A 26,501-nucleotide genomic window follows, 5' to 3' on the forward strand; every position below is an offset into this window, starting at 1 on the left:
GACAGCAGGCAGAACGGCAAAGAGAACAGCAGGGAGGACACCTAACCGGATGCCTGACATATCGGTTTACCTCTAGGCTTGCCTGCGCGAAGGTCGGCGGTCCAGCTGGTCGGTGGTCCACCAGCGTCGGCCATGAAGGTGAGCGATCCTCGTGGGTTCCAGCCAGGCCGCCCCGGTCCAGCCTGTCTCCGACGCCTCCGTCCGGGCGATTGTGCTGGCGCTCGCCGGTGCCGGCGTCGTCGTCACGATCATGGGCACGGTCATCGTGCCGCTCATCCCGACGCTGCCGGCGCTGTTACACGCCTCGTCGGCGGCGGACGCGTCCTGGGCGATCACCGCGACGCTGCTGGCCGGGGCGGTGTCCATGCCGGTGGCGGGGCGGCTCGGTGATCTGCACGGAAAACGGCGGGTGCTCATCGCCTGCACCTGGGTGATGGTCGCGGGCTCGCTGCTGTGCGCGCTCAGCAGCACGCTGGCGCCGGTCACCGCCGGGCGGGCGTTGCAGGGTGTGGGCCTGGCGGCGGTCCCGCTCGGCATCAGCATCATGCGTGACGTCCTGCCACCGGCCCGGCTCCCGGGCGCGATCGCGCTTATGAGCTCGTCGTTCGGGGTCGGCGGCGCGCTCGGCCTGCCGATCTCCGCACTGGTCGCGCAGGCCGCCGACTGGCATGCGCTGTTCTGGCTGTGCGCCGGCGCCGGCACGGCGTTCGCCGTGCTGGTGCGGGTCGTGGTCCCCGAGTCGCCGGTACGAGCGAGCGGGCGGTTCGACATCGTCGGCGCACTCGGGCTCACCACGGGGCTGCTCGCCCTGCTGTTGGCGATCACCAAGGGCAGCAGCTGGGGCTGGGGCAGCGCGACGACGCTGTCCCTGGTCGGCACGGCCGTCGTCGTGCTCGTGCTGTGGGGCCTGTTCGAGACCCGGGTCACCGCGCCGCTGGTCGATCTGCGGGCGAGCGCCCGGCGGCCGGTCCTGCTGACCAACCTGTGCGCCCTCGTCGTCGGGTTCGCGATGTACGCGATCTCCCTGGTGGCACCCCAGGTACTGCAGCTGCCGGGAGTGACCGGCTACGGCCTCGGCCAGTCGATGCTGGCCGCGGGCCTGTGGATGGCACCTGGCGGGCTCGCGATGATGGCCATCGCCCCGCTGACGGCTCGGCTGACTGCCGCGCGCGGGCCGAAGGTGACCCTGCTCGTCGGCACGGCGGTGCTGGCCACCGCCTACCTCGGCGGGCTGGGGCTGCTCGGCTCCCCCGCCGGGGTGATGGCGTTCACCCTGGTGAACAACTGTGGTGTCGCCTTCGCCTATGCGGCGATGCCCGCGCTCATCATGAGTGCCGTCCCGCCCGCGCACAGTGCGTCGGCCAACACGCTCAACAGCCTGTCCCGCTCGATCGGGATGTCGACGGCGAGCGCCGTCGTCGCGGTCATCCTCTCCCATCTGACGGTCCCCCTCGGCGCCGCGACCGCGCCGTCGCTCACCGGCATCCGGGTGTGTCTGATCCTGGGAGCCGTCGTCTCCGCCGTCGCCGGGCTCATCGCTCTCACGCTCCCCGCCGGCGGCGGCCGTCGATCCACCCCCAGCCCCGCCACCACCACCGCCTCCACAGGGCCCATCGGGCCCGCGGGGCCGCCCACCGACGCCGACGACCCCAGCCCCGCCGCCGCGACGGCCTAGGGGCTGGGGCCCGGGGTTCCCAGCTGTCAGGTCCGCGGCGTCAGGTGTTGCGGCCGCCGTTCACGCCGAAGATCTGGCCGGTGATGTAGCCGGCCTCCTCACGGACGAGGAAGGCACACGCGGCCGCGACGTCCTGCGGCTGGCCGATCCGGCCGACCGGGGTCTTCGCGGTCTGCTGCTCGACGTTCATCACGCCGTTCTTCTGCGCGTCGCGCAGCATCGGGGTGTCGATGAAGCCCGGCGGAATGGTGTTGACCGTGATGCCCCGCGGGCCGAACTCGAGCGCGAGGACCTTCGTCAGGCCCACCACCCCCGACTTCGCCGTGACATAGGCGCCCAGCCGCGGGGAGCCACTGTGGACGCTGGAGGAGGAGATGTTGACGATGCGTCCCCAGCCCTCCTCCAGCATGGCGGGAAGCACCGCCTGGCAGCAGTGGAAGACGCTGTCCAGGTTGAGCGACATCGACCGGCGCCACACCTCGAAGCTCAGGTCGAGGAACGGGCCGGGCAGCGTCAGCCCGGCGTTGTTCACCAGGATCGTCGGGCGGCCCAGCTCGTCGCGGGTCCGCTCGACCCCGCCGTCGATGGCGTCGCGGTCCGTCACGTCGACGCGGTAGCCACGGGCACGGCCACCGGCACCAGGGCCGGTACCAGGGCCAGTACCAGCACCAGTACGGGCAGCGGCGGCGTCGATGGCGGATGCCGCCGCGGTGGCGGCGTCGCCGTCGATATCGAAGATCGCGACCGCGGCGCCGTCGCTGGCCAGCCGTCGTGCGATCGCCAGCCCGATGCCCGACGCGCCACCGGTGACGATGGCCGTCCGGTTGGCCAGCGGCAGGCCGTTGACGTGGGGCGGGCCGGCGCTCACTTGATCGGCTCCTCGCCGGCGAGGGTCGTCCGGTACATCCGGCGGGGCACGGCCGGGTCGAACGGGCGAACGCGGTGCACCAGTCCCCGGTTGTCCCAGATCACCATGTCGCCCTGCGTCCAGGTGTGCTGGAGCACCCGGTCCGGGGTGGTGGCACGCCGCTCCAGCTCGTCGAGCAGCGCCCGGCCCTCGGCCTCGTCCATACCGGCGATGTGCGACGTCGTCGACCCGAACACCAGCGAACGGCGCCCGGACTCGTGTTGCCACACCAGCGGGTGCTCCTTCGCCGGGCGCTTCGCCCAGTCCGCGCGCTGTTCCGGAGTCGGATTCGGGTAGGCCGGCCGCAGGATCGCCTCCAGCGTGTGAATGACCCGCAGCTTGCCGAACTCCTCCTTCTCCTGCGCCGAAAGGGCGTCGTAGGCGGCGTAGGTGCTGGCGAACTCCGTCTCGCCACCGCTGTCGGTGACCACACCACCGCTCATCACCGACGCCTTCGGCGGATTGCCCGGGTCGAGCGCCCCGTCGAGGTGCCAGGCGGTGTTCCCGCGGAAGTAGTCCGACCGCGGGTTCGCCGGATCCCAGTTGATCTCCATGATTTCCGGGAAGTCCAGCGGCGGCGTCTTCGGGAAGGTCAGCAGCTCACCGAGCCGCCGGCAGAACGCGACCTGAGTGGCGTAGTCGAGGTTCAGCTCGCGGAAGAGCAGGACGCCATGCTCCTCCAGCGCGTCCAGGCAGGCTCCGGGCAGGTCCTCGTCGTGCAGGAGCCGATCCGCGTCGGCGTCGAGAACCTCCGCGCCGACGTACTCCCCCAGCTTCTGTGTGACCAGAGCGGCCATCGTCAAAGCTCCCTTCTCAGAACACTCCCGTTTCTGGAGAACGCCCGCGTTTCTAGATAACGCCCACGCTCTCCAGGCGGTCCGTGGCGAGCTTGCGCAGATCGGCGGTCTTGACCTTCGCGGTGCCCGTGAGGGTGATGTCGGCCTCGTCGAAGAAGAGGACCTGGCGCGGGACCTTGTAACTCGCCAGTCGCTCCCGCAGGAACCCGCGGATCTCCTCCGCGCCGACGTCCGCGCCGTCGTGGAGAACGACGCAGGCGACCACCATCTCGCCGAGGGTCTCGTGCGGCACGCCGACGGTGAGGCCGACCTTCACCCCGGGGCAGGATTTCAGTGCCTCGTCGACCTCGCGGGGCGAGACGTTGGCACCACCGGTCTTGATGATGTCGTTCAGCCGGCCCTTCCAGAAAAGCAGGCCGTCATCGTCGAGATAGCCGCCGTCGCCGGTCCGGAAGAAGCCCTCGGCGTCGAGGGTCTCGTCCAGCGGGATGCCGAGGTAGCCGAGCATGAGCGTCGGGCCCTTGACGCAGATCTCGCCCTGCTCACCGCGCGGCAGCACCTGACCCGTCAGCGGGTCGACGATCTTGACGGTCACCCCGGGCAGGGCCGGGCCGCTGCTGTCCCGGTGCGTCTCGGGCGGGGTGTTCGCCGGGAAGCAGGTGGTGAGCGTGAATGTCTCGGTGTTGCCGTAGGCGTGGCCCGGCTCGTGCCAGTTCGCCGACACGGTGGGGTGACGGGCGAGCGGGGTGGCGACATCGACGAACCGCATGGCGCTGAGGTCGACATCCTTCCAGTTGGGCGCCGATTCCAGCTGCGCCCACTGGTGCGGCCAGGCGAACGGGAAGTTGACCCGCTCAGCCTGCATGAGCTCCAGCGACTCCTCGGGGACCATCGTCGCCTGCAGGACGACCGAGCCACCGGTGGAGAAGGTGGAGCCCAGGACCATGCCGAAGTTGCCCGACCAGAAGAAGCCGTTGGCGGCCCAGCTGCGGAGGTTGTCCGACGGCTCGAACCGGTACATGCGCCGGAACCGCCACAGCTGGATGGCGATGCCCCGGTGCGAGTTCAGGATGCCCTTCGGCTTGCTGGTGGTGCCGGAGGAGAAGAACAGCGCCGCCAGATCGCTGGGTGCCACCGACGCCGCGGTCGCCTCCACCAGCGCCCGCGGCTCGTCGCGCCCGTGGGCGAGGAAGTCCGCCCAGGACTCGATCGCCCCACCCGCACCGCCCGCCGCACCCGTCCTTCCGGACGCGCCGGACGCGCCGGACGCGCCGATCACGGCGAGGCGGCGCAGGAACGGGAAGCGGGCGGACTGCAGCTCGCCGGGGCTGGCCTTGCCGATCTCCGGCTCGAGCTCCGTCAGCACGGCCGCGAAGTCCTTCTTCACCACCATCTGCTCGAACAGCAGCACCGACGTCCCGGAGACCTGGAGCAGGTGCTCGAGCTCGGCTGCCGTCGAGAAGGTGCTGAGCACGACGGCGACCCCGCCGGCGAGGGTGACCCCGAAGACCGCCGAGATCCATTCCGGGCGGTTCGTCATGAGGACGCCGACCCGGGAGTCCTTGCCGGCGCCGACCGCGCGCAGGGCGCTGGCGACCTCGACCGCGCGGTCCCACAGCTGGGTGTAGGTCCAGCGCTCGACGCCGTCGGCCGTGCGCCACACCAGGGCCTCGCGGTCACCGTAGGTCGCGGTGACCTCCCGGAGGAAGCCGGGCAGGGTCAGCGACCCCAGCCCCGGCTCCTCGGCCAGCGGCGGACCCGAAACGACGGACGGTAACCAGGTGGAGTCGTTCGTGTTCACCGTGGTCATCGGTCAGTCCCCGGTGACTTCGCGCTCGGCGGCGTACGGGAGCTCGACCTCCGCGGTGCAGTCCACGAGCAGGACGCCCTCCTGGTTGGTCAGGCGCAGCCGCACCTGGACCAGCGGGACACCCCAGACGGACCCCTCCTCCTTGCCGACAACCTCGGCGTCGAAGTAGGTGACGTCCCCTTCGAAGGCCGGGCCTCGGAAGCTCGCCTTGGTGTGGCGGACCATGCCCTCGTGGCCGGCCCAGTAGGCGAGGTAGTCGGTGCACCAGGCGCCCATCGTGGCGCCGTAGCCGTAGGCGCGGGCCATACCGACATCGCTCGCGCGTTCGGCGTCGATGTGGCCACGGGAGGGGCCGACGTACAGGCCGTCCCGCAGTCGCGGGTCGATCTTGGCGCCTTCCTCGTCGAAGCCGAAGCCCTCGGTCCAGCCCGGGTCCTGGTAGACCCAGGGGTCCTCGATGCCCGGCGGCGCGACCCAGCCGAAGGTGCCCCAGATGTTGAACAGGAACGCCCGGTACTCGGTGGTGAAGCTGGCGATGCTGTGCGGGCCGATGACCCGGCGCGGCAGCACGTCGCCGACCTTGACCTCCTCGAACGCGGGCGAGACGCCGGCCCGGTTCGACAGCAGCCAGGCGTGGCGCAGCTTGTCGATCTCCGCTAGCTCGGTCTGCGTCCAGCGCTTGATCTCGCCGAGCTGGTTCTCGTACATGCCGCGCTTCTCCGCCTCGGCGGCGAGGTAGCGGATGGCGGTCGAGCGCTCCCGGGCGACCAGGTCACCGACCTGGTTGTGGTGCACGGTGTCGCCGCGGGAGAACATCGTCGGCCCGGCGAACTTGGTCTCCGCGACCTTGTAGTCGTGGAACCGGCGCTTCTGGTACAGCTTGTCACCGACCCGCACCCGGGTGCCGTAGAACCACCACTCCTCACCACCGAAGATCAGGTGGCTGCCGGGGATGTAGCCGACGCAGGCCGGGGCCGCGCCGTGCCCGTAGTCCAGCCCGACGGCGATGGACTGCGGCGCGATGAGGCCACCGAACTTGGTCTTCTTCGCGAACTGCTCGTCCCAGTGCAGCGGGTTGGGGTAGTCCATCGCCATCACCCAGCGGCGGATGTCGCTCGCCTGGCAGGGCTCCCACAGCTGCCCGCCACCGATGGGCTTGCCCACCCGGTGGTCGACGTCGGTGAGGTCCAGCTCGAGGGCCTCGGGGTTCTCCAGTGCCTCACTCATCTGCGCGCTCCCCTGCTACCGGTTGACGTCGACGACGATGCGGCCGCGGACCTTGCCGTCGAGCAACTGGTCGGCGGCGGCGATGACGTCGCCCAGCGCGATCTCCTCGGCGATCAGCTCCAGCGCCTCCGGGTCCAGGTCCGCGGCGAGGCGCGACCAGGCGGCCAGGCGCGGGGTGGACGGGGCCATCACGCTGTCGATCCCGAGCAGCGACACACCGCGCAGGATGAACGGCGCGACCGAGGCGGGAAAGTCCATGCCCTGGGCGTTGCCGCAGGCGGCGATGGCACCGCCGTACCGCGTCTGCGCGGTGGCGTTGGCAAGGGTCTGGCTGCCGACGGTGTCGACGACGCCGGCCCAGCGCTCCTTCTGCATCGGCTTGCCCTTCTCGGACAGCTCGGCGCGGTCCAGCACCGTCACGGCCCCGAGTTCAGCGAGGTAGTCGGCCTCCGAGGCCTTCCCCGTCGCCGCCGCGACCTTGAACCCCGCCTTGGTGAGCAGGGCCACCGCGACGCTGCCGACGCCGCCGGTCGCGCCGGTCACCAGCACCTCGCCCTGCTCGGGACGGACGCCGAACTTCAGCAGGGCGTCCACGCAGAGGCTCGCGGTGTAGCCGGCGGTACCGATCGCCATCGACTGGCGCGGGGTGAACGCGGACGGCAGCGGCACCAGCCAGTCGCCCTTGAGGCGGGCGCGCTGGGCGAGGCCGCCCCAGTGCGTCTCGCCGACGCCCCAGCCGTTGTGCACGACCCGGTCGCCGGGCTTCCAGGCCGGATGTGAGCTGTCGGTGACGACGCCGACCAGGTCGATGCCGGGCACCATCGGGAACTTCCGCACCACGGGCAGCTTGCCGGTGATGGCCAGGCCGTCCTTGTAGTTCAGCGTCGAGTACTCGACCTCGACGGTGACGTCGCCTTCCGGAAGCGCCGCCTCGTCCAGGCTCGTGACGCCGGCGGTCTGGCCGGACTCACCTTTTTCGATGAGGATCGCAGAGAACATCGGAGAATAGCCCTTTCTCACAAGCGTTCGAGTGGCCCCGCAACGGGGCGCGTTTCAGTGCCGCACCACACCACCGGCGCCGTGCCGCGGGATGTCCCGCGGCACGGCGCGCGTTGTCCGGCCCTGCCCGTCCCTCACGCCCACAAGAGACACAGCGAAAGGAGCGGCAGGATTCCTACTGATAGCCGACGATGCCCTTGGTCTCGAGGTACTCGTCGAAGGCGAGCGGACCCCACTCACGGCCGTTTCCGCTCTTCTTGACGCCCCCGAAGGGGGCCGCGAAGTCGAATCCGTCGTTGATCACGACCCAGCCCACCTGAAGCCGGCGGGCCACGGCGCGGGCCTGGTCGAGGTCCGCGCCGGCGACGGCGCCGCCGAGGCCGTACTCGGAGTCGTTGGCGATCTCGACCGCGTTGTCGAGGTCCGTGTAGCCGAGGATCGTCAGCACCGGCCCGAAGATCTCCTCGCGGGCGATGGTCATGTCGTTGTCGACGTTGGCGAAGACGGTGGGCCGCACGTAGAAGCCCTTCTCCAGGCCGTCCGGGCGCCCGGTGCCGCCGGCGACGAGCGTCGCGCCCTCGTCGATGCCCTTCTGGATCAGGGCCTGGATCTTGTCGAACTGGGCACCCGAGACCACCGGGCCGATGGCGACATCGGTGGTGGGATCACCGACAGTGGTCGCCTCAGCCGCCGCGCGCGCGACCTCGATGGCCTCGTCCATCCGGGCGGCCGGCACCAGCATCCGCGTCGCCGCGCTGCAGGTCTGACCCGAGTTGAGCATCACGCCCGCCACGCCCTTGCCGACGTTCTCGGCGAAGTCGGCATCGTCCAGCAGGATGTTGGGGCCCTTGCCGCCGAGCTCCTGGGTGACCCGCTTGACGGTGGCGGCCGCGTTGCGCGCGATCTCGATCCCGGCGCGGGTGGAGCCGGTGAAGGAGATCATGGCGACGTCCGGATGGACCGACAGCGGAACTCCCACGCTGATGCCGTCGCCCTGCACGAGGTTGAACACCCCGGCCGGGACGCCCGCGGCGTCGAGAATCTCGGCGAGGATCTGCGCGGTGAACGGCGAGTTCTCCGACGGCTTCAGCACGGTGGTGCAGCCCGTGGCAAGCGCCGGGATGAGCTTCACCAGGATCTGGTTCACCGGCCAGTTCCACGGCGTGATCAGGCCGCAGACCCCGATCGGCTCCCGCGCGATCAGTGAGGTGCCGCGAACCTCCTCGAACTCGAACGTCTTCAGGGCCTCGATCGCGGTGGTGAGGTGGCCCGCGCCGAGACCCATCTGGAAGCCTCCGGCGAGCGCGGCCGGTGCTCCGATCTCCTCCGTCAGCGCCTCGGCGAGCTCCGGAATGCGCTTCTGGTAGATGTCGAGAATGCTTTCCAGCAGGGCGATCCGCTCTTCGCGGCTGGTCACCGACCAGCCCGGGAACGCGGCCTTCGCGGCGGCGACCGCCCGGTCGACGTCCGCGGCCGAACCCGCGGCAACCTTTCCGGCGGCCTCCTCGGTGGCGGGATTCACCACGTCGAAGGTTCCGGGCTGGGCCGGGTCGACCCATTCCCCACCGATGTAGAACCTCAGTGCTTCACGCATAACTGGACGAACCCCTCTCCTGAAGTACGCGAACGGCCATCATAGGGACGATGAGTGATGCCCGTCACTGAGTGCCTTCCGCATACCAGGTGCGGAACTCGTCGTAGCTCGGCATTTCCTCCGAGTTCGCCTTCGGATCGACGGCGACGTGGATGACGGCGGTCTTTCCACTGGCGTACGCGCGCTTGATGGCGGGCGCGATGTCCTCGTCGCGCTCGACGTACTCGCCGTAGCAGCCGAAGCCCTCGGCGACCTTGTCGAGGCGGGTGTTCGTGCTCCAGTGGGTGCCGGTCTCCAGCGACCCCTGGCCGAAGGTGCGCTTGTAGACGCCGACCTCCAGGCCCCAGGCGTAGTCGACGGCGACGACGCAGACCAGCGGCAGGTTCAGCCGTGCGGCTGTCTCCAGCTCGGCGATGTGGAACTGGAAGGAGGAGTCACCGGTGATCAGCATCATGGGCCGCTTGCCACCGGCCGCGACGCCGGCCCCGACGGCGTAGGGCAGGCCGGTGCCCAGGTGGCCGAAGTTCTGGTTCCACATGACATCGTTCGGCTTGGCCTGCGAGTAGGTCCAGCCGAAGATCGTGGTGGCACCGCCGTCGCGGACCATGATGCCGTCGGAGGGGAACGCCTTGGTCGCCTCGACGATCAGGCGGGCCGGGTGCACCGGGGACAGGCCCGACGGCGCCGTCTGGGCCAGCTCCGCGAGCCGGTCGGCGTCCTGGCTGATCCACTGCGCGAGTTCCGGCGTGGCGGTCCGCGGGGTGTCCTTCAGCGCCTCGACCAGCTGCGGCACGATCGCCCGCAGGTCACCGACCAGCGGGACGTCGATCGAGCGGTTGACGCCGATGGCCTCGGGGTCCTGCTCGACGAGGATCCAGGTGCGGTTCGCCTCGTTCGCGAGCCAGTGCCGCCCGCGCCCGTAGTGGACGGGCTCGCCGAGCTCGGTGCCGATCGCCACCACCAGGTCGGACTTCACCACCGCGTCGACCGCCGACGGCGAGAAGCCGTAGGGGAAGGTGCGGTCCTCCAGTCCCCTGATGTACGAGGTGCCGCCGGAGGTCTGGATGGCGGGGGCGGCCATCAGATCCGCCAGCGCCTTCACCGACTCCCCAGCGCGTGCCGTGTGCACGCCGTGGCCGACCAGCAGGATCGGCTGCTTCGCGTTGCGGATTGCCGCGGCGGCCGCGTCAATCCGGTCCTGGCCTGCGGTCTGGTTGACCAGACGGTAGGCGGACGGCGGCAGCGGCGCGGGGACATCGAGCTCCTCCTGGATGACGTGGGAGGGGTATTCGATGTAAACCGGGCCCGGGGTGCCCGACAGCGCCTTGCGCAGGCCCTCCCGGATCACCTCGTCGGTCTGGTCGGCGTACTCGATGCTGGCGTTGTACTTCACCGACGGCTCGAACAGCTCGGCCTGCTTCACGAACTGGATTCGCCCGCGGCGGACCCGCTGCTCGGTGATCCGGGCCCGCTGCCCGCCGAGGAAGATGACCGGCGAGTTCTCGACCTTGGCGCACATCATCGCACCGGCGAGGTTCGCCACACCCGGGCCGAGGGTCCCGATACACACCGAGGCCTTGCCGGTCATCCGCGAGACCGCCTCCGCCATGAAACCGGCGGACTCCTCGTGATGCGGCGCGACCACGTTCCAGCCGCGCTCCTCCGCGAGGTGGAACATGTGCACGAAGTTCGGGTCGGGAATGCCGAAGATGGTGTTGATTCCCTCGGCCTCGAAAAGCTGCAGAATGCGCTCGTAGACTTTCACGCCCATTGGTAGTCAGGGGTTCGGGCCCTGATTCGGCCCCGGTTCCCCTCCCCCTTTCGGTCCGTACGTGCGGCTCGCCCGCTGACGGGGCCTGGTCATGGTCGGGTGTGGTGCGCGGGCGCTACGCGCCCGGCTGGCCCGGGCGGCCGCGCCGGTCGGGGCGGCCGCCGTCAGGCGTCGGTGTCAGGCCGAGGACCTGGTCTTGCCCGTGACGCCGGTCCCGCCCGTCGCCATCGCGAAGCTGCGCGTGATGTGGTCGACGTGCGCCGACGGGACGATGGGCAGGATCCACGGATCACTGGTGTCACGGATCGCGTCGATCCGCTCGCCGACCTGGTCGACGGTCCAGGACGGCTGGTACACGCCCGGGGTCTCGCCGACGAACATGCGGGCGATCCGGCCCGCGATCGCCAGCAGCAGCTCGCCGGTGATCGAGCAGGACTCGTGCGCGAGCCAGCCCACCACCGGTGCGACCAGCTCCGGCCCCATCGGCGGGTAGGCGGACGTGTCGATGCCCTCGGCCATCCGGGTCAGCGCGCCCGGCACGATGGCGTTGCAGGTCACCCCGTGGTCCGCGCCCTCGAGCGCGACCACGTTGGTGAGGCCGACGATGCCGGCCTTCGCCGAGGCGTAGTTCGCCACCGCCTGGTTGCCGTACAGCCCGCCGATCGACGACGTGAGCACGATCCGCCCGTACCCGGCGTCCTTCATCAGCGGGAACGCCGCCCGTACGACGTGGAAGGCACCACGCAGGTGAACGTCAAGAACGGAGTCGAAGTCCTCGTAGGTCATCTCCGTCAGCGTCGCGTACCGGACCGTTCCGGCGTTGTGGATCAGGACGTCGATCCGGCCGTAGTGGTCGAGCGCCGTCTGGATGATCGCCTGCCCGCCCTCGGCGGTCGCGACCGAGTCCACCGAGGCCACGGCCTCGCCGCCGGCGGCGATGATCTCCTTGACGACCTCGTCGGCGGGCCCGCTGTCGACCCCGTCGCCGCGCATGCTGCCGCCCAGGTCGTTGACGACGATCTTCGCTCCCAGCGAGCCGAGCAGTAACGCGTAGGCCCTTCCCAGTCCCCGGCCGGCGCCGGTGATCACGGCCACCCGGCCGTCAAAGCGCAGTTCCGACATCAGTGCTCCTCTTCGACGCACATGGCTTCGGCGCACATGGCTCGAAAGCTCGTGGAGGGTGCTGGACCGGTCACTTTTCGAGGACGAGGCCCTCGAGCTCACCGGTGCCGCGCCAGGCCCGGAACAGGTCCTCCAGGACGTAGAAGCCCGGCCAGTAAGGGTCGCCGAGGTGGGAGCGCCGCCGCTTCTCGCCCTCGCTGTTGTAGTAGCCGGGGGTGCACTCCCGCTCGAAGTTGCTGTTGTCGATCGCCGACTCGCGGATCGTCGTGCACCAGGCCTCGACCGCCTCGGCGGTGGGCTCGACGGTCGTGGCGCCGCGGGCCAGCGTCTCGGCGATGACATACGAGATGTGGTCGGCCTGCTGCTCGAACATCGAGGTCGTGCTGGCGGTCACGCCACCCTGGATGAACCCGGTGAAGAACTGGTTCGGGAACCCGTGGGTCATGATGCCGTGCTGCGTGCGGTAGCCGTTGCTCCAGTGGTCGTAGAGCGAGAGGCCGTCGCGGCCGGCGAACGGAAGGATGCCGAGCCGGCGGTCCAGATCGGTGGTGATCTCGAACCCGCTGGCGAACACGATGCAGTCGACCTCGTACTCGACGCCGTCCGCGACGAACCCCTTCTCGGTGATCCGTTCGACACCCTGCGTCTTGGAGACGTCGATGAGGGTGACGTTCGGCCGGTTGAAGGTCGGCAGGTACAGGTCGTTGAAGCAGGGCCGCTTGCACAGGAAGCGGTAGTACGGCTTCAGCGCCTCCGCGGTCGCGGGGTCGGTGACGATCGCGTCGATCCGCTGGCGGAGCCGCTCCATCACCTGGTAGTCGACGGTCTCCCGCAGCTCCATGAACTTCGCCGGGTCCGCCAGCGCCGCCCAGCCGTTGGTGGCGTCCAGGTGCGCGGCGAGGTTGCGACTGATCTCGGTCCAGCCGTCACAGACCAGGTCCGGCTGGCCGGGCCCGAAGGCCTCGAACGCGGCGGTGTGGAAGTTGCGCTGGCGCTCCAGCTGCCACCCGGGCTGGAGCGTCCTGGCCCATTCCGGATCGGTCGGCGCATCGCCGCGGTGGTCGATGGACGACGGCGTGCGCTGCAGGACGTAGAGGTGCTCGGCCGTCTGCGCGATGTGCGGAATGACCTGCACCCCGCTGGCGCCGGTGCCGACCACCGCGACCTTCTTGCCGGCGAGCTTGTCGAGCCCGCCGCTCGAGTCGCCCCCGGTGTACTCGTAGTCCCAGCGCGCGGTGTGGATGGTGTGCCCGGTGAAGTCCTGCAGGCCCGGGATGCCCGGCAGCTTCGGCCGGTTGAACGGCCCCTGGCACATGACCACGAAACGCGCCCGGATCTCGTCGTTCCGGTTGGTGCCGATGCGCCAGCGCTGGATCGAGGGGTCCCACTCCTGCGAACGGACCAGGGTGTGGAAGATCGCCTTGTCGTAGAGCCCGAAGTGCTTGCCGATGCGCTGACAGTGCTCGAAGACCTCGTCGCCGTACGCGTACTTCCGCTTCGGCATGTAGCCGACCTCTTCCAGCAACGGCAGATAGCAGTAGCTGTCGGAGTCGACCTGAATGCCCGGGTAGCGGTTCCAGTACCAGGCCCCGCCGAAGTCACCGCCGTGCTCGATGATCCGCACGTCATCGATACCGGCCTGCTTGATCCTCGCCGCCGCGATGAGGCCCGCGAATCCGCCGCCGAGGACGGCGACCTCGATGTCCTCGACTATCGGGAGTCGCGGCACGACCGGCATGTACGGATCCGCGGCGTGAAATTCCTCTAAGTCGCCCTCGGCCACCAGGTACTGCTTCTGGCCGTCGGCCCGCAGGCGCTTGTCCCGCTCCTGAAGGTACTTGTCTCTGAGGGCGTCATGGTCGATCTCGGGTGTCTGCGTGGGAGCGCACTGGGACATGCGGGATCCTCGGTTCGTGATATCGGTGCTGCGGCTGGTGGTGTCTTGTGCGGCGAGCGCCTTTTCAGGGCCATTTCAGGCGAGTGGGCGCGGCTCGCCGGTGCCCATGTAGCGGGCCAGGTTGTGGTGCAGGTTCACCACGGTGCGCTCGCGGTACGGGTTCGGCTTAGGCCCGGTGAATCCGGCGGTCTTCATGCCCCGCTGGATGGCCGCCATGTTGGAGAAGTCCTGCGGCAGGACGGTGCGCCAGCCCGGGTCGTCCGGCGGGGTGAACTCCCATTCGGTCGCCGGTTCCTCACCCTCGGGAAACAGCTCGTAGACGGCCGCCTCGAAGATGCACTTGTCCGGGTCGTAGCCGTAGGGCCGGGCGCTGTAGCAGAGCATGTTGTTCAGCGCGTGGCCGATCTGGAAGTTCGGGAAGATCTGCCAGGCCGTCCCGCTGGCGCCCACCGCCGCCGGTTCGACGGTCGGCCAGACCACGCCGCGGGCCGCGTCCTCGGCCCGGGCGGTCGCCAGCCAGTGCTGGAGCACCTCGGCGGGCGGGGTTCCCTCCGGCAGGTCATCCACCAGCCGGTTCGCGACGTCGACGAGCGTCCTCGTGGTGTTGGTGTTGGCGTTCTCCCACGTGAAGTTCTGCAGCTCGGCGGTGGAGACCCGCGCGTCGGCGCCACTGCCGACCCGCAGCTTCGCCTGGTTCTCGTCCATGTCCTTGGGCGCGTCGTAGCCGATGTTGCTGTGGATGCCCTGGGCCCGCGACCAGCCGAGGAACGCACCGAAGCTCATGAACTCCGGATGCGTGTACGGCACGTGGTAGGTCTCCATGAAGGCCTCGAGGGCGACCTTCCAGTTGCAGTCGAAGACCAGCCACTTACGCCAACGGAACCGCATGTTCTGCAGCTGGAACGGGTCGAGCAGGGAGGCGGCCGGCTCCAGGTACTCGCGCAGCGGGCCGGCCTGCGGGTCCAGGTTGATCCACAGCCAGCCGCCCCAGGTGTCGACCTTCACCTCGGGCAGCCGGGTGTTCGCCTCGGTCAGAGCGCACTTCCAGTCGTCGCGCTCGGCGACGAACGTGTTCTCGCCGTCCAGGTTGTAGCGCCACCCGTGGAACCCGCAGACCCACTGCCGCTTGCGGCCGCGGGCGTCGTGCGCGCCCGGAGGGACGTCCACCAGCGGCCGGCCCCGGTGCGAGCAGACATTGTGGTAGGCGCGGATCCGGTCCGGCGCCGTACGCACGATGATGATCGAGTCGTCGAGGATCTCGTAGGTGAGGAAGTCGCCGACCTTGGGGATCTCCTCGACCCGGCCGGCCTGTTGCCACACCTTGCGCCACAGCTTGTCACGCTCGGCCCGGGCGTACTCGGGCGAGAGATACGCCTCGACGCCGATGGTGAGCGGCTCCGAGAACTTCTCGGCCGCCGGCGGCGCCGTGTCCTGGTGGTTTTCGACAGTCTCTGTCATGACATTTCTCCAACCCGGGTGGGAGATAGTCGGGAGGTAGAACGTGGAACGCGCTGTGGCTGGGTCATGGAGGTGCTAGGGGCGGGTGATGGCGGCGCGGAAGTTCTCGTCCTTGAGGAAAAGGGACGTGTTGTCGGCGCCCAGATGGGTCCATTTCAGGTTGAGGCCGCCGTCCACCAGGATCGTCTGGCCCGTGATGTAGCTGGAGAGCTCGGAGAGAAGGAAGAGGATCGCCGAGGCCTGTTCCTCGGGCCGCCCGCGCCGGCCCATCGCGATGGCGCGGCGGTCCCGCTCGGGGTCGGCGTCGACGTAGGTGCCCGAGGCCGGGGTCGCGGTCACGCCCGGGGCGATCGCGTTTACCCGGATGTTCTCGCCGGCCAGCTCCACGGCCAGGGTGCGGGTCGCGGCGACCAGCGCCGCCTTCGCGGTGCCGTAGGCGATGTGCAGCGGAGCGCTGTTCATGCCGCTGATCGAGGAGAGCGACACGATCGAGCCGGGGCGGCCCGCCGAGCGCAGCCGGGCGGCGACCGCCTGGCTCATGAAGAACATCGTCTCCAGGTTCCAGGCGAACAGCTCCCGCCAGTCCGCGCGGGTCACCCGGGTCGCGGGCATCCAGGTCGCGGGCCCCGCGCCGCCGGCGATGTTGACCAGGCCGTACAGGTCACCGCTGGCCTGCTCGGCCGCCGCGAGGGCGGTGGCGATGCCCTCGTCGGTGGCGGCGTCCGCCGCGACGGGGATGACCGCGAGGCCCTCGTCCGCGAGCGGGGCGACATGGGTGTCGAGGTTGTCCTGGGAGCGGCTGACCGCGACGACGGTCGCCCCGGCGGTGGCGATGAGCCGGGCCACCGAGGTGCCGATGCCGCCGCCGCCCGCGCCGGAGACGATGACGACGCGGCCGTCCAGGCCGAAGAAGTCCTTGTCCGTCATGGCGCCGGTCAGCCCGCGTGGGTGAGGGCCAGCACGCTGCCCTCGGCGTCGGCGGAGACGTACAGGGTGCCGTCGGGCCCGGCGTCGATGCCCGCGAACGGGCCCTGCGGGCCGGAGAACGGCGCCATGCCGCGCAGCGGCTTGGGGATCACGCCGGCCGGGGCGCCCAGCGGCAGGTTACCGGCGATGGTCTGTCGGTCGTTGCCGCTCAGGTCGGTGCTGATGAGCTCCTTGGAACCCGAGTCGACGATGTAGAGCCGGCCGCCGCGCACCAGGATGCCCTGCGGGTCGGACAGGTTGTCGACCACCGGTTCGACCTTGGAACCGCTGATCGCGACGACCCGGCCGGCGCCCGACTCCGAGACGAGCAGCGTGCCGTCGGGGGCGAAGGCGACGCCGAGCGGCTTGGACAGGCCGGAGGCGGCGACCTCCTTCTGGCCGCCGGAGCGGACGAGCAGCACCTCGCCGGTGCCGAAGTCGGCGGTGGCGATGACCCCGGTCGCGGCGACCGCGACACCGTAGACCTGGTCGAGGCCCTCGGCGAGGATCTCGGACTCCTGGCTGGCGGGGCGCCAGCGCACCACCGTGCCGCTGGCGGTGCCGACGATGAACTCGCCCCCGCCGACCGCCTGGACGCTGCGCGCGAAGCCCGGGTAGTTGGGGGTGAACAACATGCCGAGCGTCTGCAGCCCGCCGCCGCGGGGCAGCAGGTAGAAAAAGGTGCCGTCGGCGACGAAGAGGTTGCCCTCGGCGTCGACGGTCAGGTCCAGCGGCCAGGTCAGCCCGCCGGGCAGCGTCGTGCGGGTCTCGCCACCGCCGAGGATCTCCGTGATCTCACCGGTGAATCTCGAGACGAACAGCCGGTCCCCGACGAAGGTGCAGTTGTCCAGGCCCGGCTCCAGCTGAGCCAGCACGGTGCGGTCGCCGTTGCGCGGGTTGATCCGCAGCACCTGGCCGCTGTGGACCTGGGTGGAGACGATGAAGCCCTCGGGGTCGAACTTGACCGAGTCGGGGACGCCGAGGTCACCGGCGACCCGCTCCGGCTCGCCGCCGTCGGGGTGGATCCGCCAGATGTCGTTGGTGCCCATCACCGGGTAGTACAGGAGGCCGTCCGGGCCGACCTCCATCGCGTTGGGCATCGCCAGGTCCTCGGCCAGGATCCGGGGCGCGCCGCCGGCCAGGTCGAGCTCCATGAGACGTCCGCCGATGCGGCACTCGTTGATGAACAGCCGGCCCTGGTGGACCGTGATGCCGTTCGCGCTGGGCAGGTCGTCGCGCAGCACCCGGGTCTTCCCGTCGACACCGCGCGCGCTGACCCGCCCCTCCATGACCTCGGTGGCGTAGAGGTTGCCGGCCGGGTCGAAGGCGAGGTCGTCGGGGCTGATGATGTCGCCGCCCTTGGCGCTGATGGTCTCCAGCGCGCCGGTCTCGACGTCGAGGGCGCTGATCTGGCTACCGGTCACCTGCGCCACGTAGACCCGGCCGTCGGGGCCGGTGCGCAGTCCGTTGGCGCCGAACAGACGGCTCGGCGGAGTGAGCCGTTCGAAGCTCCACCCGTCGGCGAGGCTGATGGATGTGGCACTGGTGTAGCGCGCGCCTGATAACGACATTGGTGACGTACTCCCGGAAACCTCGTTGTCTGGGTGAGCACTTGCTTCAGTTGCTGATCTCTTCGCGTCGCCGGCGGGTCAGGCCGGGGTGAACTCCAGCTGCAGATGGGTCAGGCCGCGCAGGATGAACGTCGGCAGGTAGCGGTAGTTGCGCGCGTCGGCCGGGCCGTGCACCCGCTCGGAGATCCTGATGTCGCTGGTGCGGTCGAGCAGCCGCTCGATGCCGGCCCGTGCCTCGGCCCGGGCCAGCGGCGCGCCGGGGCAGGAGTGGATGCCACGCCCGAAGGCGATGTGCTGACGCGCGTTCGACCGGGAGACGTCGAAGGTGTCCGGGTCGGCGAACCGCTTCGGGTCGCGGTTCGCGGCGCCGTTGACCACCATGACGGTGGTGCCCGCCGGGAGGTCGACGCCGCCGACGGTGACCGGGACGCGGGACAGCCGGAAGTCGCCCTTGACCGGGCTCTCCAGCCGCAGCGTCTCCTCGATGAAGTTCGGGATGCGGTCACGCTCGCGGCGCAGCAGCGCCTGCAGTTCAGGCCGCTCGGCCATCACCTTGAGCGCGGTGCTGACCAGCCGGACGGTTGTCTCCTGCCCGGCGGAGAACAGGTTGGCGGCGACCCGCACGACGTCGATCACCTCGGGGACCGTGCCGTCCGGGAACGTCGCGGTCGCCAGCCCCGTCAGGACGTCGTCGCGCGGGTCGCGGCGGCGGTCCTCGATGTAGGTGCTGAAACGGTCGTAGAGGAACTGCAGCGGCGAGTGCGTCAGGTGGTCGTCGCCGGTGGTGCCGACGCCTCCGGTCTGCGGCCGGCGCTGCAGCCGGTCCATGAACTCCTCCTGGTCCTCCTCGGGCACGCCGAGCAGGTCCGCGATGACCAGCAGCGCGAACGGGCCGGCGAACCCGCTGATGAACTCGCCCTCACCGGGCGGGAGGTAGGTGTCGAGCAGGCGGTCCGCGAGCCGCCAGATGAACTCCTCGTTCTCCTTCAGCCGCTTCGGCGTGATCAGCCGCATGAGGAGCGCGCGGTGGTCGGTGTGCACCGGCGGGTCGAACGTCGGCAGCTGGTCGCTCATCGGGAGCTCGGCGCGGTGCCGCTCGATCAGCTCGGACACGTCGTCGCCCACCAGCGGGACGGGGAAGCCCGGGAAGGGGCCGGTCACCGAGACGCAGGACGAGAAGTTCTCGGAGTCGTGGAAGACCGAGACCGCCTCCTCGTAGCCGGTGACCATGACTACGCCGTGATGTGGCTCCTTGCGGACCGGGCACTCGGCACGCAGCGCGTGAAAGTACGGGTACGGGTCCTCGACGAGCTCGTCGCCCCGGAAGAAGTCGATGGCTTCGATGTCTTTCACCGTCTGCACCGCATCCCTTCGACACCGCCTGGCGGTGTGTCCTGCTGGTCGTGTCCTGCTGGTCGTGTCCTGCTGGTCGTGAAGGTGGGTCCTGCTGGTCGGAGAAGTGGGCGACCCCGACGGTCGTTTTCTGGTCTGCTGTTGTCTGCGCGCCGATGCCGGTGTGCTGGTCAGACTCGGGGCGGGCGCCCGGTGACAGGTGCCCGACACCCCGGATCATCGCCCGGCGACCACCACGCCTCACCACGGTCCGCCCTGGGGCGTAGGGGATGTCGCATCGTGATCGGCCAGCCGTACGAACTAGGCCGTCACGATACGGACCGGCGGTCCACATCGGCAAGAGGTCGACGAGAAGATCGTCCTCGTCAACCATGGAGAAGGGGGTGCAGTGTGACCGGACCGGAGCGAGCCGATGCTGCCCGTAACCGGGCCGCGATCCTGGCGGCGGCCGCGGAGCTGTTCGACCGCGACGGCGTCGAGGAGGTGTCGATGAACGACATCGCCCGCCACGCCGGGGTCGGAAAGGGAACGATCTTCCGGCGGTTCGGCGACCGCACGGCCCTGATCGAGGCGGTGCTGCTGCCCCGCGCCGCAGCGATGCGCCGGCTCGTCCACCACGGCCCGCCGCCCGTGGGGCCCGGCGGTGAGCCACTGGAGGCGCTGCACGCCCTGCTCGACACGCTGTTCGACTTCGTGTGGGCCAACCGCACCCTGATCCGCGCCCTCGAGCACCGGGTGCCGCATTCGTACTACGCGCATTCGTCGAGCCGGTACTGGCTCGACGAGCTCGCGCGGCGGCTCACCGTCACGCACCCACACGACGACACCGAGTACCTGACCCACATCCTGTCCACGGCGTTGCGGGCCGACGTCGTGGACTACCTGGTGTCCGTGCGCGGCATGGCCCTCGACCAGGTCCGCGCCGGGCTGCACCGGCTTGCCTTCCCCTGCGTTCCACCGCCTTCCCTTGCCGATGTGGACCGCCGGTCCGTATCGTGACGGGCTGACCTGACGACCGGCAGGCGCAGGCACAGGCGCAGGCGCAGAGCCAGCGCCAGAGGCAGAGCCAGGGAGTGCTGTGACGCGGAGTGACGAGTCATGCTGCTGGAGTTGAGTCCTGACCAGGAGGTGCTCAGGGAGGCGACAGCGCGCTTCCTTGCCGATCGGGTCCCGGCCGACGTCGTGCGCGGCCTGCGCACCAACGCGGCGGGGTTCGAACCCGGCTACTGGCGTGACGGTGCCGAGCTGGGGTGGACGTCCCTGCTCGTCGGCGAGGAGCACGGCGGCGGCTCCGTCAGCGGCACCGGGCTCGTCGACCTGACCCTGGTCGCGCACGAGTTCGGGCTGCGCTCCGCACCCGGGCCGCTGACCTCGACCAACGTCGTGGCCGCGACGCTGGCGGAGGCCGGAGGGGCCCATCCGGCGCAGGCCTCGGCGCTGGGCGAGCTGCTGGCCGGAACCGCCGTGGCCTCCTGGTGTCTGGGCGGCCCGCCGCCGCTGGACCGGCTCGGCAGCACCGGGGTCAGCTACCGGGTGGAGGGCGACGGCCTCGTCCTGCGCGGTGTCGCCCGCCCGGTCGAGGCCGCCGGCCAGGCCGACCACCTGCTGGTGACCGCCCACGGGGAGCTGGGCCTGACCCAGGTGCTGGTCTCCCCCGGCGCCACGGGTGGCACAGGAGCCACAGGTGGCACCGGCGACCCGGGCCACGCGGGGCTCGCCGGGCTCGCCATCGAGCCGCTACGCACGGTCGAGCTGAACCGGCGCTTCGCCACCGTGCGTTTCGACGACGTGCACGTCGGCCTCGACCAGGTGGTCGGCGCGGTGGGTGAGGCCGCCGACCAGGTCGAACGCCAGCTCCAGCGCGCCATCGTCATCAGCGGCGCCGAGGCTGTCGGCGCCATGCAGGCCGCCTTCGAGCTGACGGTCCGGTGGGCCTTCGAGCGCTACTCCTACGGGCGCCCGCTCGCCTCCTACCAGGCACTGAAGCACCGTTTCGCCGATCTGAAGACCTGGCTGGAAGCCGCCCACGCCATCAGCGACGCGGCCGCCGCCGCGGTGGACGCCCGCTCGCCCGAGGCCGCCGAGCTGGTCAGCGCGGCGAAGTCGTACATCGGCGACAACGGCACCGAGCTGCTGCAGGAATGCGTCCAGCTCCATGGCGGGATCGGCGTCACGTACGAGCACGACCTGCATCTCTTCCTGCGCCGTGGCACGGTCAACCGGGCCATGTACGGAACTCCGGCCGAACACCGCCAGCGAGTCGCCGGCCTCATCGAGCATCGCAAGGAGCAGGAATGAGACTTTTCCATCGTCGGATCCGACCTACGCCTACAGCGCTCGACAAACGTGAGATGGAAAAGGCTCAATGACCCCCTCCCCCGATCAGGAAAGCGTCGAGGACTTCCGGGCGCGGGCGCGGGCCTGGATTCGCGCGAACCTGGCGCCGCTCGTCACGAACGAGAAGACCGGGGTGATGCGGGCACGACTGACCGACGCCGAGGAGCTCGCCGAGGTGGCCCGCGAGCGGGAGATCCAGCGGATGCTGTTCGACGCCGGGCTCGCCGGGATCTGTTTTCCCCGTGTGTACGGCGGGCAGGGCCTCACCCCGGCCCATCAGCGTGCGTTCAACGAGGAGATCACGGGCTACGAGTACCCGGCCCGCATTCAGGCCCCGACGTTCTCGCCGTGCGCCGCGGTGCTGCTGGAGTTCGGCACCGACGAACAGAAGCTGCGCCATCTTCCCGCGATTCTGCGGGGGGACGAGATCTGGATGCAGTTCCTGTCCGAGCCGAGTAGTGGCTCGGATGTCGCCGGGGTCCTGACCAGCGCGGTGAGGGACGGCGATGACTGGATCCTGAACGGCTCCAAGATCTGGACGACCGGGGCCTGGTGGTCGGACTGGGCGCTGTGTCTGGCCCGGACCAACTGGGACGCCCCGAAACACCGTGGCCTGACCGTCTTCATCCTGCCGATCCGTCAGGATGGCGTGGACGTGCAGCGCATCGAGATGCTCAACGGCAACAAGGAGTTCTGCCAGGAGTTCCTCACCGACGTGCGCGTCCCCGACAGCGACCGGGTCGGCGAGGTCGACGACGGCTGGACGGTCGGCACCCGTTGGATGTTCCACGAGCGGATGCTGCACAACTCGCCGTTCGTCACCGTGCCCGCCGGCTGGTCCTACGGCGGCGTCGACGCGACCTTCCTGGTGGATGTGGCCCGCGATGCCGGGCGCCTCGACGACCCGCGCACCCGTGAGCTGATCGGCGAGGGCCGGGTGATCGACCTCGTCCGCGAGGCGTTGCAGGGCCGGATCGGCCGCGGTATCGCCAGTCGGCGGATGCCCGACCAGTCCGCGGCGATCGGGCGGCTGTTCGCCGGGCTCTCCTCGACCCGGGTGACCTCGATGGCGTTCGAGATCGCCGGATCGGCCGGTGCCGCATGGGCGTCGGACGACGGCTCCGTCGCCGAGTGCGGCAACGACTTCCTGCTGCGCCAGACGACCTGCATCGGCGGCGGAACCACCGAGATCGCCCGCAACGTCATCAGCGAGCGGGTGCTTGGAATGCCGCGGGAGGTGGCGATGGACCGTGACCGGGCCTTCCGCGACGTCCCGCGCGGCGGATCAGGCCGTTAGTCCCCCAACAGCTCCCTTCACGGATTCGCCCAGGAGGTGCGATGCCCATCCACGACATCTCGGTCTTCGACGCCGACAACCATTTATACGAGACTCGGGACGCGTTCACGAAATTCCTGCCCGAACGTTACAAGGGCGCCATCGACTACGTCGACGTGCACGGCCGGACGAAGATCGTCGTGCGTGGCCAGATCAGCGACTACATTCCGAACCCGACCTTCGACGTCGTCGCCCGGCCCGGCGCGCAGGAGGACTACTACCGTCACGGGAACCCCGAGGGGAAGTCCGCGCGGGAGATCTTCGGCAAGCCGGTGCGGTCCATCGACGCCTGGCGGGAACCCGCCGCCCGCCTCAAGCTGATGGACGAGCAGGGGCTGGCGCGCACGCTCATGTTCCCGACGCTGGCGAGCCTGCTCGAGGAGCGGATGCGCGATGACGTGGACCTTGTCCATGCCGTCGTGCACTCTCTCAACGAATGGCTGTACGAGACCTGGCAGTTCAACTACGCCGACCGGATCTTCACGACGCCGGTCATCACGCTGCCGATCGTGGACAGGGCCATCGAGGAACTCGAGTGGGTCCTCGAACGCGGCGCCAAGGTCGTTCTCATCCGGCCTGCGCCCGTTCCCGGGCTGCGCGGGCCACGGTCGTTCGGGCTGCCCGAGTTCGACCCGTTCTGGGCACGGGTGCAGGAGGCCGACATCCTCGTCGCCCTGCACTCCTCCGACAGCGGCTACGCCCGCTACAGCAGCGACTGGATGGGCCGCAACCGCGAGATGCTGCCGTTCCAGCCCAACACCTTCCAGATGCTGCAGGCCTGGCGGCCGGTGGAGGACGCCGTCTCGGCGCTCGTCTGCCACGGCGCGCTCTCCCGGTTCCCGCGGCTGAAGGTCGCCATCGTCGAGAACGGCATGAGCTGGGTCGCGCCGCTGCTCACGGCCATGAAGAACCTGTACAAGAAGATGCCGCAGGACTTCCTGGAGAACCCGGTCGACGTCGTGCGGCGCAACATCTACATCAGCCCGTTCTGGGAGGAGGACCTCGGCACCCTGGCCGAGCTCCTCGGCGAGGACCACGTGCTGTTCGGCTCGGACTATCCGCACCCGGAGGGCCTGGCCAGTCCGCTCAGCTATGTGGACGAGCTCGCGCACCTGCCGGAACCACTGGTCCGCAAGATGATGGGCGAGAACCTCGCCCGGCTCATGAACCTCCCCGCGAGCAGGTAGCAGCTCACCGCTCGCGCGGCACGCGCCGCACCGCAGGCACCGCGCGCGCCGCGCCGCGCGGGTGGCCCGCACCGGTTCAGCTGGTGCGGGCCACCCGCTCCCGGGCGATCAGCCGGCGAAGAAGGTCCCGCTGTGGTCACCGGTGGACCGGCCGACGTAGTGGTTCCCGAGGAACGGCATGCCCAGTACCCCCTGCGACCAGTCGACCGACTCCCCGAAGTCCCGGAGCCAGTCGTAGAGCATCGTGCGATGCTCGATGCGCCACTCCCGCCCACGTCGGGAGAACCTGTCCAGATACCGCCCGCCGATCACGATGTCATGTTCCTGCTCGCCCAGGTCGATGCGGTGGTAGGCGGTCACATGCGTTTCCACGGATGCCTGCGCGCCCTGGATGTCGATCAGGCTCTGACCGAGCGTGTGTAAGGTCACCGAGATCGCCTCGGCACCCGGCACCACCCAGTCCAGGTACTCGTTCAGCGCCCCGACGAAGACACCGTGGTCGTCGGTCGCCTCCGGCCAGTAGGCACTGCTGATCAGATCGGCGTCGCGCCGGTCCTCGCCGCGGGCGAGACGGACCACGCAGTCCCGGATCCGCGCACGGTCGACGACGTACCTCAGGTCGTCGGTGTCGATCGCGCTGTCGGTGTCAGCATTGATGCTCATGTCCTGAAAGTCCTCGTTCTTCCTCGGCTCAGGGGATCTGCGGGGCGCGCAGGTTCGTGAGCGGCCGCCGGTAGGAGGGGTCGCCCTTTCCGCGGCCAGGCGTTCCGTTGAGGTGGATATCCGGGATGTCGGTGAACGGGATGTCGAGCGTGGGAACCAGCCCCGACCACTCCACCGCGTTCGTCCGCAGCGAGATGCGCCACTCTCCGGCACGCTTGTCCAGCCGGTCCAGATAGCGACCGCCGGCGATCCAGTTGGTCTCGTCGCGGTTACGGCCGACGAACAGATAGTAGGTCTCGGTGTGCGCCGTATCCCCGTCGATGTCATAGGTGACGTTCAACAGGTTGTGATGGGTCGCCACCTGCCCCTGGTCGTGCAGCACCGAAGCCCAGTCGTACAGTTCCCCGGGCCCACCGACAAACGGTCCCGCCGCGATGACGGCGTCGTCGTGGAAAGCGGACACGAAAAGCTCCCGATCGAAGCGGTCCATACCTCGGCTGAACCGAGTGAGGCAGTCGAGGATGTCCTGCCGGTCAAGCACCTCAAGAAGCCTCGCGAGCTTCTCCGGGCCTATCTCCGTCGTCATCTTTCCTCCTTGGGATAGTTTTCACCGCACCGGCGACCAGATCGGGGAGCCACGCTGCGCACGCACCGAGGGGATCACTCGGCCGTCGATGTCCGTGATTGCGTAGTCAGCCGCGAGCTCGGCCGTGATGAAGGTGCCACCCGACCGTTCCAACAGGTCCGGGTCCGCCGACAGGGCGGCGATGACCCGGCCGGGGAACTCCGGTGAGCAGCCGATCGCAGGGTCCGTGACCTGCTGGGACGTCATCGACGGGTCCCGGGCCAGGTTCCGCCGGGCCCGCTCGGTGAAGGTGAGCCCCTGCCACAGCGACAGCGAGGTCACACCATGCGGCCGCAGTTCGATCGCCATGTCCCGTGCCATCCGGTCGACCGCGGACTTGCAGGTTCCGAAGACGACGCCGTAGGTGTAGGTCACGCCGACAAATCCTGAAATCGCGACGATGAGCCCCTGCCGTCGAGGGGTCATCAGCCGGGCCGCGTGCCACGCCGCGACGAAGTTCGACCTGACCCCGACATCCACCATCTCCCAGTTCGAAAGCGGCTTCTCCCAGAACGGGCGCGGCTCCGTCAGGTCCTCGGGCAGCGAGAACGCGTTGTTCACCAGCAGGTCCAGGCGGCCCTGTTCACGTTCGACCTGTTCGAACAGCGCGGCGACCTGTTCGTCGTCGGCGTGGTCGACCTGCACGGCTATTCCCCGGCCACCGCGGCGGTCCACCTCGGCCGCGGTTTCACCTACCGTTCCCGGCAATGGATGCGATCCCGGCTGCACCGACCGTCCCGTGACGTAGACCGTGGCGCCTTCGTCGCCGAGCGCGAGCGCTATTCCCTTCCCGATTCCTCTGCTGGCGCCGGTGACGACGGCGACCTTTCCCGCAAGGGAGCCCATGAGTACTCCAGTCTGGATTTTCATGCCCCGGTTGTCCGCGCCGCGCCGCGGCGCGCCCGAGATTGCCGCCAAGGGGTTCTCGGCGTGCGCGGATGTCCGGCGTGCCGCCACCACCGGCCATCAGGCTGGTGGGCGGGCGGTTCCATCCCGCGGATGGCGGCGCTCTGAGCGACGCACGTCAGGATACAAGACGCAATCCTTGCAAGGATAGATCTGTTTTACGTCAACAAGGCGTGATAGAACTCGGGACGATTCAGGTCCGATGCAGAATCGGCATCGCGCGTCCAGCGGGAGGCGAGACCCCGCGCGGGGCGCGGGGCGCGGGGCGCGGGGCGCGGGGCGCGGGGCGCGGGGCGCGGG

General features: G+C 69.7%; 21 protein-coding genes. 5 read left to right on the forward strand and 16 right to left on the reverse strand.

The annotated features are described in order from the left end of the window. Positions 1-151 precede the first annotated feature (151 nt). Positions 152-1,675, forward strand: a complete 1,524-nt coding sequence (locus FREUN1FDRAFT_RS03300) for an MFS transporter (RefSeq protein ID WP_006538521.1) — start codon at positions 152-154, stop codon at positions 1,673-1,675. 40 nt (positions 1,676-1,715) lie between these two features. On the opposite strand, the gene FREUN1FDRAFT_RS03305 is transcribed toward FREUN1FDRAFT_RS03300, so the two are convergent. The 13 genes from FREUN1FDRAFT_RS03305 to FREUN1FDRAFT_RS03365 form a co-directional block, all read right to left on the reverse strand. Further along, positions 1,716-2,507, reverse strand: a complete 792-nt coding sequence (locus FREUN1FDRAFT_RS03305; RefSeq protein ID WP_035949344.1) for an SDR family NAD(P)-dependent oxidoreductase — start codon at positions 2,505-2,507, stop codon at positions 1,716-1,718. Between the two features lie 32 nt (positions 2,508-2,539). Then, positions 2,540-3,379 carry a TauD/TfdA family dioxygenase gene (locus FREUN1FDRAFT_RS03310; protein ID WP_006538523.1) on the reverse strand — a complete coding sequence of 280 codons (840 nt, stop codon included), beginning with the start codon at positions 3,377-3,379 and terminating at the stop codon, positions 2,540-2,542. 52 nt (positions 3,380-3,431) lie between these two features. After that, positions 3,432-5,189, reverse strand: a complete 1,758-nt coding sequence (locus tag FREUN1FDRAFT_RS03315) for a class I adenylate-forming enzyme family protein (protein ID WP_006538524.1) — start codon at positions 5,187-5,189, stop codon at positions 3,432-3,434. Positions 5,190-5,192: 3 nt separating this feature from the next. After that, on the reverse strand, positions 5,193-6,416 hold the full coding sequence (locus FREUN1FDRAFT_RS03320) for a MaoC family dehydratase N-terminal domain-containing protein (protein ID WP_006538525.1): 1,224 nt from the start codon (positions 6,414-6,416) through the stop codon (positions 5,193-5,195). Positions 6,417-6,431: 15 nt separating this feature from the next. Beyond that, positions 6,432-7,415 (reverse strand): MDR family oxidoreductase, encoded by a 984-nt coding sequence (locus FREUN1FDRAFT_RS03325; protein ID WP_006538526.1) that lies wholly within the window; start codon positions 7,413-7,415, stop codon positions 6,432-6,434. Between the two features lie 175 nt (positions 7,416-7,590). Continuing rightward, entirely contained in the window at positions 7,591-9,009 is a 1,419-nt protein-coding gene (locus tag FREUN1FDRAFT_RS03330; protein WP_006538527.1) for an aldehyde dehydrogenase family protein, read from the reverse strand. 64 nt (positions 9,010-9,073) lie between these two features. Beyond that, the gene (locus FREUN1FDRAFT_RS03335; protein ID WP_006538528.1) at positions 9,074-10,780 is read right to left on the reverse strand and encodes a thiamine pyrophosphate-binding protein; all 1,707 of its coding nucleotides are present in this window, start codon (positions 10,778-10,780) and stop codon (positions 9,074-9,076) included. Between the two features lie 177 nt (positions 10,781-10,957). After that, positions 10,958-11,902, reverse strand: a complete 945-nt coding sequence (locus FREUN1FDRAFT_RS03340) for an SDR family NAD(P)-dependent oxidoreductase (RefSeq protein ID WP_006538529.1) — start codon at positions 11,900-11,902, stop codon at positions 10,958-10,960. 70 nt (positions 11,903-11,972) lie between these two features. Continuing rightward, the gene (locus tag FREUN1FDRAFT_RS03345; RefSeq protein ID WP_006538530.1) at positions 11,973-13,799 is read right to left on the reverse strand and encodes an NAD(P)/FAD-dependent oxidoreductase; all 1,827 of its coding nucleotides are present in this window, start codon (positions 13,797-13,799) and stop codon (positions 11,973-11,975) included. 75 nt (positions 13,800-13,874) lie between these two features. Next, positions 13,875-15,257, reverse strand: coding sequence for an SRPBCC family protein (locus tag FREUN1FDRAFT_RS03350; RefSeq protein ID WP_006538531.1), 1,383 nt, complete (start codon positions 15,255-15,257; stop codon positions 13,875-13,877). 75 nt (positions 15,258-15,332) lie between these two features. Beyond that, positions 15,333-16,184, reverse strand: a complete 852-nt coding sequence (locus FREUN1FDRAFT_RS03355) for an SDR family NAD(P)-dependent oxidoreductase (protein ID WP_006538532.1) — start codon at positions 16,182-16,184, stop codon at positions 15,333-15,335. Between the two features lie 8 nt (positions 16,185-16,192). Further along, a complete protein-coding gene (locus tag FREUN1FDRAFT_RS03360; RefSeq protein ID WP_006538533.1) occupies positions 16,193-17,794 on the reverse strand; it encodes an SMP-30/gluconolactonase/LRE family protein in 1,602 nt (533 codons plus the stop codon). 78 nt (positions 17,795-17,872) lie between these two features. After that, complete coding sequence (locus FREUN1FDRAFT_RS03365; protein ID WP_035949357.1) at positions 17,873-19,147, reverse strand: cytochrome P450; 1,275 nt, start codon at positions 19,145-19,147, stop codon at positions 17,873-17,875. Positions 19,148-19,537: 390 nt separating this feature from the next. Here FREUN1FDRAFT_RS03365 and FREUN1FDRAFT_RS03370 point away from each other — a divergent pair, with 390 nt between their 5' ends. The 4 genes from FREUN1FDRAFT_RS03370 (at position 19,538) to FREUN1FDRAFT_RS03385 (ending at position 24,007) form a co-directional block, all read left to right on the forward strand. Continuing rightward, on the forward strand, positions 19,538-20,146 hold the full coding sequence (locus FREUN1FDRAFT_RS03370) for a TetR/AcrR family transcriptional regulator (RefSeq protein WP_006538535.1): 609 nt from the start codon (positions 19,538-19,540) through the stop codon (positions 20,144-20,146). Positions 20,147-20,245: 99 nt separating this feature from the next. Beyond that, positions 20,246-21,445 (forward strand): acyl-CoA dehydrogenase family protein, encoded by a 1,200-nt coding sequence (locus FREUN1FDRAFT_RS03375; RefSeq protein ID WP_006538536.1) that lies wholly within the window; start codon positions 20,246-20,248, stop codon positions 21,443-21,445. Positions 21,446-21,512: 67 nt separating this feature from the next. Next, positions 21,513-22,781: an acyl-CoA dehydrogenase family protein gene (locus tag FREUN1FDRAFT_RS03380; RefSeq protein ID WP_006538537.1), complete on the forward strand. Its 1,269-nt coding sequence runs from the start codon at positions 21,513-21,515 to the stop codon at positions 22,779-22,781. A gap of 41 nt (positions 22,782-22,822) precedes the next feature. Then, on the forward strand, positions 22,823-24,007 hold the full coding sequence (locus FREUN1FDRAFT_RS03385; protein WP_006538538.1) for an amidohydrolase family protein: 1,185 nt from the start codon (positions 22,823-22,825) through the stop codon (positions 24,005-24,007). 108 nt (positions 24,008-24,115) lie between these two features. Here the strand turns inward: FREUN1FDRAFT_RS03385 and FREUN1FDRAFT_RS03390 are convergent, their stop codons facing one another. Genes FREUN1FDRAFT_RS03390 through FREUN1FDRAFT_RS03400 form a run of 3 tightly spaced genes read right to left on the reverse strand, consistent with a single transcriptional unit; the run spans position 24,116 to position 26,141 of the window. Next, on the reverse strand, positions 24,116-24,670 hold the full coding sequence (locus FREUN1FDRAFT_RS03390) for a nuclear transport factor 2 family protein (RefSeq protein WP_006538539.1): 555 nt from the start codon (positions 24,668-24,670) through the stop codon (positions 24,116-24,118). 28 nt (positions 24,671-24,698) lie between these two features. Next, a complete protein-coding gene (locus FREUN1FDRAFT_RS03395) occupies positions 24,699-25,256 on the reverse strand; it encodes a nuclear transport factor 2 family protein (RefSeq protein WP_006538540.1) in 558 nt (185 codons plus the stop codon). 21 nt (positions 25,257-25,277) lie between these two features. Continuing rightward, positions 25,278-26,141, reverse strand: a complete 864-nt coding sequence (locus FREUN1FDRAFT_RS03400) for an SDR family NAD(P)-dependent oxidoreductase (RefSeq protein WP_006538541.1) — start codon at positions 26,139-26,141, stop codon at positions 25,278-25,280. Between the last annotated feature and the right edge of the window lie 360 nt (positions 26,142-26,501).

Source organism: Parafrankia sp. EUN1f (genome assembly GCF_000177675.1).
Taxonomy (GTDB): domain Bacteria; phylum Actinomycetota; class Actinomycetes; order Frankiales; family Frankiaceae; genus Parafrankia.